Below are 7,768 nucleotides of genomic sequence, written 5' to 3'. Positions count from 1 at the left end.
CTCCGGCCACACGACCACCGTTCTCTGACAGCAGGTGACCATAGTCTTCCGTGCTCAGCTTCACATACGTGGTACCCGCACCCGAGACCGTGTTCCTGGATGACACGCCACTGGCCGTTCGGTACACACCTGTGAAGCCCGCCACATCGTCGGCAAAGACACTGATACGACCACCTGCGCCCGCCGGTGCAGTGTCCCTGAAGTTATAGGTGTTCCTGCCACCCTCTACGCTGAATGTTCCCGCGCCGGTCAACATGCCCACATCTACATGGATACTGCCGCCTGCCCCCGCTGGCAGGTCATCGTGGTAGGTCTTCTGACCTTGTGCCTTGATGGTGCCATCCAGCACCAGCGCGCTGGCCGTGATCCCGATCAGGCCGCCGCCACGCCCTGGTTCTGAGCTATTACGGTAGTAACCCGCACTGCCCGGGAACTCCGCCTCGAAGTACCGGCCATAGGTACAGTCAGCACTATTGCCATACACAATGCCACCATGGCACGCCCGACGCGTGTTGTTGCTAAAGTCCGGGCCACTCCAGTAGCTGCCCGGATAGCCACGGCCACTCAGATCAATCGACGACGTGCTATCCACCGTCACCGTGCCCACAACATCCAGCGTCAGCGGATACAGCGTCTTGCTGCTTGAATTAGCATATTGAGTGGTTAGCACCGCACCATTAGTGACGTTAACATCACCCAAAACTTCCAGTTGATTGACCTCCAGGGTAACTGTTGTGAGGTCAAGAGAGAGGTCTCCTTCAACGACTAGTGAGTCGAGGGTGATTGAAGAATTAGCGCCTACCAAGGAGAAATCACCCCTCACCCGAAGATCCGAGCCAGTAAGCGCACTGCCATCAACAATCACTGACTCAAGTGTTTGTCCGGAAGGGATCTCCACTGACACACCATCGAAAACTGCCTGTCCTCCATCGTTGGGGTCGGAGGGATCCATACCCCAGCGAAGTTCTACTCCATCCTTGACGCCGTCACCATCGGAGTCATCGTTCCCAACCGTCGTGCCCCACGCCGCTTCGCGGGCGTCACACAACTCATCCGCATCGACATCCTCGCACTTGCGGTATTGGCCAATATACAAATTGCTATCGCCTGTCAGGAAAACGAGGTCATTCGTTACCGCAATGCCGGTCCCATTCGCATCATCGTATGAACTGAAGTCAATGAACGCCCTGAGCAGCGGCACCGCCGGCGGCTGCAAATAGGCCACAGGTACACCGTTCACGAACTGCGTATCGGCGCCAAACGACAAATCTCCCGCAATAGCCACGTCATTCAATCTACCGCCTTCTGCAGTAGCCATAGCAGCACCAAGAACTGGAGCGTTCGGATTGCTGACATCGACAGTGACAAGACTTCGACTGAAATCAGCAAGAATAACGGCTCCTTCATGGAACTCGACATCTCGTACATCTCCACCCGACAGTGAAGAGATAACACTTGCCGCCGTTGGCTCACTGATATCGGCAAGCTCAAGACCGTCAGTGCCCATGGCTATGGCTGCAATCCCTTGCTCTTCATCAACAGCGATGCCTCTCGCCGATGCAGAGGTCACAATCCATCCACGTTCGATCATTGCAGCGGGATCGGCCACATCCAGTATCAGTACGCCACCGGTTCCATCTGCTACATACAGAAGGTTGCTAGACTCCAACTGCAAATCCGCAGCCTCGCCTATTGTGTCGTAGCGACTAATTTCAATTGGTGCCGTAGGGTCAGTGATGTCTACCGCAACAACACCCGCTGTGCCCGAGGCCAGATACGCGGTATTTCCGCTGACACGAATGTCATTCGCGCTGGCCGTTGACAGGGTTCCCACCACGCGCGAATTTTCCGGTTGACGCGCATCAACCACGGACATACCACCGGAATGTGCGACATAGACATAGCGACCGTTTGGCCCTACCGTCACATTATGAGTGCTGCTCCCTATCGCCAACACACCAAGATCCACAGGATCGAAGCGATCTACGGTGATGGGGACGACTTGCTCTTGCGAGGCGTAGTTAACCGTCACCGCACAGTCACCCGATCCCGACAAATATATAAAGCCAGGCTCCCCCGCCCCACCCGGCGTACAAACGAGCAGGTCATCAATGCCGTAGCTACTCTGTGATGTGACATCCAGTACGGTGCCGTCTATCAGCTCTGCTGTCACTGAGAGCGAGACAAATTGCTCTCCATCTACTGTATTAACGGTGTACGCAATACTGTCAGGACTCACATTGAAATTAACAATCAGTGATGAAACATCGCCATCAGCAGCATCTGAGGGATCAGTTCCTGCCAACAACTCGAGGCCGTCAGGGATGCCATCGTTGTCAGTATCCGTCTTCAGCGGATCAGATGTGAAACCATCCTGTCCAGGAAAAACCTCCTCCCCGTCCTCAACACCATCGCCATCCGTGTCGGCCACCTCCATCCCGGTGCCGTAAGTCACCTCGAGGTGATTTGCCAGCCCATCAGAGTCCCAGTCTTCCTTTCCGTCAATTGGGTCATTGGGGTTCAGGCCGAGTGAAACCTCGATATCGTCCGCAATACCATCGCCATCGGTGTCACCTGTCGTCGATACAAGGACAGAGGCCAGTGCAACCACTCCGTCCTTTCGAGCAGTAATGACCGCGGAGCCGGCGGCCTTCGCCGTGATTCGCCCCGCGCTGTCTATCTCTACGGTAGCGGGGTTACTGACGCTGAAATTGAGCCCCTCTGGGTTCGTCAGGGATTGACCACTGGGGTAAATGGCGCTGACTTGAAGATTCTGTCCAGAGCCAATGCTGTAGAACTGGATCAGTCCTCCATTCTCAATAATTAGTCGATCAGGTACAGGCTCAGGGCTATCCAGAAAGAAGATGCCCACCTCATCAGAGCCACCTGCGTCGACCTCAAAATAGTCAGTTTCACCGCTGAGGGTTTCTCCATCCCGGACACAGGTTGCTCGTGCGCGGATCCGCCCCATACTCGAGGGAACATTGGGAAGACTGAAAGTACCGTTAGATTCTGCGCGAACAGTGCGATTAAGTACCGAGACGACACAATCCTGATCAATGGTCAAATATTGATCAGCACGTGACGATAGGCTGACAAAAGCTAGCAGAGCCAAAGCTGCCACAATCAGCGTGGATGCATACGACTTGAAACATGCGTACACCGAGGGCCACCTCATTAAAGTCCATGTCGCGGGCACAGGCCCACTATTCCCTATTGATGTTCTTCAAACGAAAGCAGAAAGCGTTGGCCGCACTGGAAAGACGAGCGTACGGACAGGAACATCCCCTATACAAATATCTTTATAATTCAATCGTAGTCTAATTCACTCAGATTGTGGCGCAACCCCAAATGTCAAATCTTTTATACGGCTCGAAACACACTTCAGCAGGCATCTGATATCCGCATATTCTGCACAGTGCGCCCTATTTCTAGCGCAGGGATCCAAGCACAGAGAAAGACATTTTCCTAAGAGTTTCGAAGCGGGCTCTGATAGCCTTGATACTAGATTTTTTTGTGGTCGATCTCTTTTAGTTTCTCGACAATAGGCTCAATAAGCTTGGCCTCCACCACCACCTGCCCTCGACTGGAGTGATCAACAAGATTACCATTCACGATTTCAAACAGATCCATTGAAGGTGCTGATGAATATAAGTCTATGAATGCCTGACATATCATCTGGTACTTCCGCTTCAGCGATTCATATTCTTCTAACGCCTGATCGTTTGAGGTTGGACCACCAAGACGTCGGCCCTCGCTTTCTGACTCGAGTCTTTCGATATAGGCAGTCATCCGTTCAACGTCCCTTTTGACTCTCACCAACTCCATTTGCGTTTTTGGCAATGCCAGTTCCCCCCCGATTTCTTCAGCTTTGACATCACCCAAAGTCTTGCGTGTTCCTGCCATAAATGAATTGAGAAGCATTCGATAGTCTTTGTTGCGAAGCAACGTGGATTTTGATACCGGCCTGGGCTCAAGTTTATCTTCCTGCTGATTCTCTGACGCCTTGAGCTTGTACAGCAGTTTCTCGTGCTGTGTCAGTAAACTGGCTATATAAGTAGCAAGACTGGATACATTATCGAACTGGCCCTCGTGAAGCTGTTGTAGGGCGTTTTCGATGTAATCTTTCCGCCCTTTCACGCGATCTCGCTGCCATTCTTCGAAGGGATTTCTGTAAACTCGTTTGGCTATAGACATCTCAATAATCCGCGTTATTCATTAGTCTGCAGGCAGCATAGGCCGGCTCTTTGAAAACTGGTCAGAGAGCGCTACCGGATCAGCACGCATCAACCCAATAATTTCGGCATGCGTCATGCCCGTCATGTCACGAAGAGATTCAATCAGCGAATATAGATCAGCTACCGCGGTCGATTCGCTTCGCTCTGCCAGCGCCTCGTCTACCCGGCCAGTAGCAATCAGGAGACGCCTTGAAGCCAGGCTCATTTTTGCCTTAATCGTCCTCGAGTCAGTTAGAGGAAACGCGATGCAGTCTCCAAGTCTCTTGAGCAAGTATCTGGTCTCATCATCTTTGATGTGTCGGGCATCGATATAGCTGGCAACCTCCTCCGGCCGTTCGACTAGCAAGGGGCTCACCGCATCACCTTTGGATATCATCTGTGCCTTTTTCCTGAGGGCTCTCTCGCGTATTTCCCAGCCCAAGGCATCATAAGACCGCCACAATAGTGCCTCCTCCATCTGCTGCTTTTCGTCATCGCTTATATCCGTACGCTTACTGAATGTCTGGTAACACTCGCGGTCACTTTCGTACTCTTCCCAGGATTTATCCCGTTGCGCGGAAATTGCCGGAAGATGCGCAATGTGATTAACAGCATACGAGCAAACGCCGCACAGCTTCGTTTGTCCCCAAAGCTCCACTAACTCTCTCGGGCATATATCGTTAAATACACAGATATGGGAAGGTTTTTTCGATAAACGCCTCGCTTTTCCGCTCATTATCAGCTGCAGGCCATCAAGCGGCTGTTTTTTGTCCAGACACATTTTCACCGATAGAAGACTTCCTTCGCCCGCCAGGGACTCCGGATCCTGTGCGGCTGAACTGGCAATCAAGTCATTCATACGTCGACCCTCCATCCACAATGGATTGGATGAGTCAACGTTTTCTGCAGGGAGCACCTGGCCGGATTCCATCATCTGACTCTGGTGCTTCTGCAGTAACGCAACTCGATCGCGATCTGGTAAGTTATAGTACTGAACCGTCTGCCTGGAAAACTGTCCGGTTATATTCTCGCCGACGTATTCAAGAGGTAGCACTGTGACATTTTCAGAGACTACAGTGACCCTCGCCCCATGAGGCGTCACCAATACGCGCAGTGAGACTGGGCAGTATTCGTTGCCCTGCTCCGTTAATTTGACCTGGGCAGCCTGCACCAACTGCTTCTGAATGTGAGGTGCAGTTGTATCCCAGTATTGCTGCAACTTCGTTTTGCCAAACCCTACCGGGAAATATTTCAGATAGTATTCGTCGCTAATGCCGTGGTGATGCAGAAACCATTGGAAGCCCAGCAGCACGTTCTTCCAAGAGTCACTGTAGTCCTCGCCGGAAAAAGGTCGACCATCATCGGTATTGAAAGAAAAGATAGGGAATATCGGGTCGTAGGCATCTGGATTTTCCTCTGAGAAATGTACTGATTTGTTGAAACCATCGCATTCGACCCCGTTTTTCCAGTCACGCTGATCTCTAAGGCATTGAATTACACGGTTTGCCACCACCGCTGGCCACGGAAATCCATCTTTGTTCGTGTTTACCCACAAAGTTTGCACATACTCGTTATCCTGTTCGGACGTCACATATTGATCAAAGGTGGATTCGTCCAGCCAGCGCAGTTGCTTCCCACGGATGCCCGTCTCAAGCATCAGATAATTGTGGCGCAGCAAGCCCGGATAGATTGTCGTTCCGTTAAACCCGGCGTGCTGGTTCACATCAATTCCCCGAAACAGATTGGGAATTGTCTTAACCTGGCAGCTACGCCCGAAATGCTCTACATAGGTATCATTCACCGGGAGTTCATCCAGATGAAGCAGCCGTTTTGCAGAAATATCTGACCAGGTAATTTCACCTGATTCGAGCTTCCCGACCAGTTGATCCTGTATGTCGAGGAGAGCCTTCACATATCGTAGAAGAACCTTGAAGTGTTTCGACGGAAATGCTGCCTTAGTACTTTTCCGTTCGCGCTTCCCCTTCGGAACATCAGTATCCAGAAAAGTTGCCTTGAATCCCTTAACGCCATCAATTAAGTCGCCATATAACTCCTGAAAGTCAATCACATGGTCAAAAAATTGCTTTAGAGTGTACACCCACTTCTTTTTGGTGTTCCTGTCCGACCTTTGCAGTGTCGCTGACACAGTGAGCAGTTCCATTAGTGTCTTTGGCACTGGAAATTTTGGCTCAATTGGTCTTGTTAAGTAGATCGCTCCTGCAATATCTATCAATTGAGTTGGCTGCTTCAGCTCTGAATCTGGGTGATCAAAAAACCACAGTGGAATATAGTGAAAGAGGTATGCATTTAGAATCGCAAACGCAGTTCGGAAGCTATTACTATTGATATATTGTTTGTGTTCGAGAAAAGCGATCTGAATTTTTACGAGGTCATCCGCGAAACTGGTAAGACTATCTTCTGCCTTTATTGCCTTGAGATAGTCTACCAAATACTTCGGCGAAAACTGTGACCTGTTTGACAGACCCGCGATAACTTTAAATGCATCCTCCGAGGTCTCTGGATTCACGTCCTCGGGCCAAAGGGCACTAAGAACAGTGCTCAGCTGCCTGCCACCAACCTTAATGCTCGTCTGGCTCAATAAATTTTCAGTTTCTTCAGCACAGCCGTTAGTACGGTTGCGTAATCTAGACTTTACTGACGCGGCATGACGATGTTTATGGTACTGCTTACTTCGTTCCCTCACCCAATCATCTACGGTAAACCCCAGATCGGGAAATTGCTCGACCAACAGCTCCACAAGATGGGGTAATGAAATGCCTGATGAAAATGCGCAATATGAACCCCCTTTCCCTTCTCGCTGCGATTTTTTCATGAGAAGGTCGGCCTCTATCATTTTTTCCAGGGAGACATCGCTGGAGCAAAAAAACATGCTGGCTTGAACAAACTGTGTGGAAAGACTGGCATTCAGCAGTTTGACAGTCGGATTCGATATTCGATCAACAACCTGCGACTCAAAGGAGTCATCATTTCTGGATCGTCGCAACATCCAGGTAATATCTGTGTGCAGCGGCCTTGATAGTTCAGAATTCTCGAGAAGAAACTCGTTCCACTCCATATTCAAGTCGCCGGGAAGAAGCATGGCCTTGTTACTCCACATTCCCTGCAACAATAACGTCAGAAAGGTTCTTAGCGCTCTTACATATTGGGTATGAGAGATCGATCCATCACCGTAGGCCTTTTCGAAGCGCCAATCGGATTCAGCTTTCCGGAAGGTCAGTTGGTATAGATCTTCCTCGGGAGATTTCGCCAGGTCGGCAAGGTTTTTCTGGCGACACCAGTCAATAGCAAGATCAAAGTATTGCCTGGAAAATTCACCGACTTCCGATTCGTGGAATATCTTCACACCATAGCCAAGCCTTTGCGCCGTTCTAATCGACCTTACATCTGGATCGGATATTCCATCTGCCGCCATGAGAAGCCGTCTAATGGTTGGAAGTAACGCATGAGCGATCGAATTGAGTTCACTATCGTCAACCAGAAAATTGGCTCCATTTGCGGAATTTAGGATGACCTCGTTATTCATCTTGTTC

At 50.6% G+C, this 7,768-nt stretch carries 3 protein-coding genes; all 3 read right to left on the bottom strand.

The genetic code is table 11. The features are described 5' to 3' along the window. On the bottom strand, positions 1-3,067 hold a 3,067-nt coding region (locus A3709_RS15685; protein ID WP_197484237.1), incomplete at its 3' end, for an LVIVD repeat-containing protein. A 437-nt stretch (positions 3,068-3,504) separates the two neighbouring features. Further along, the gene (locus A3709_RS15680) at positions 3,505-4,197 is read right to left on the bottom strand and encodes a hypothetical protein (RefSeq protein ID WP_066056603.1); all 693 of its coding nucleotides are present in this window, start codon (positions 4,195-4,197) and stop codon (positions 3,505-3,507) included. Between the two features lie 21 nt (positions 4,198-4,218). Next, positions 4,219-7,761, bottom strand: coding sequence for a hypothetical protein (locus tag A3709_RS15675; RefSeq protein ID WP_066056600.1), 3,543 nt, complete (start codon positions 7,759-7,761; stop codon positions 4,219-4,221). Positions 7,762-7,768 lie beyond the last annotated feature (7 nt).

Origin of the sequence: Halioglobus sp. HI00S01 (assembly GCF_001635445.1) — a bacterium.
GTDB lineage: Bacteria > Pseudomonadota > Gammaproteobacteria > Pseudomonadales > Halieaceae > Halioglobus > Halioglobus japonicus.
Note: the sequence above shows the minus strand (reverse complement) of the source record. Positions and strands in the feature narration are given on the sequence as shown.

Bases quoted from the DNA above. Each gene is read 5' to 3' on its own strand.
- A3709_RS15675 (WP_066056600.1), bottom strand. From the start codon at position 7,761: ATGAATAACGAGGTCATCCTAAATTCCGCAAATGGAGCCAATTTTCTG.
- A3709_RS15680 (WP_066056603.1), bottom strand. From the start codon at position 4,197: ATGTCTATAGCCAAACGAGTTTACAGAAATCCCTTCGAAGAATGGCAG.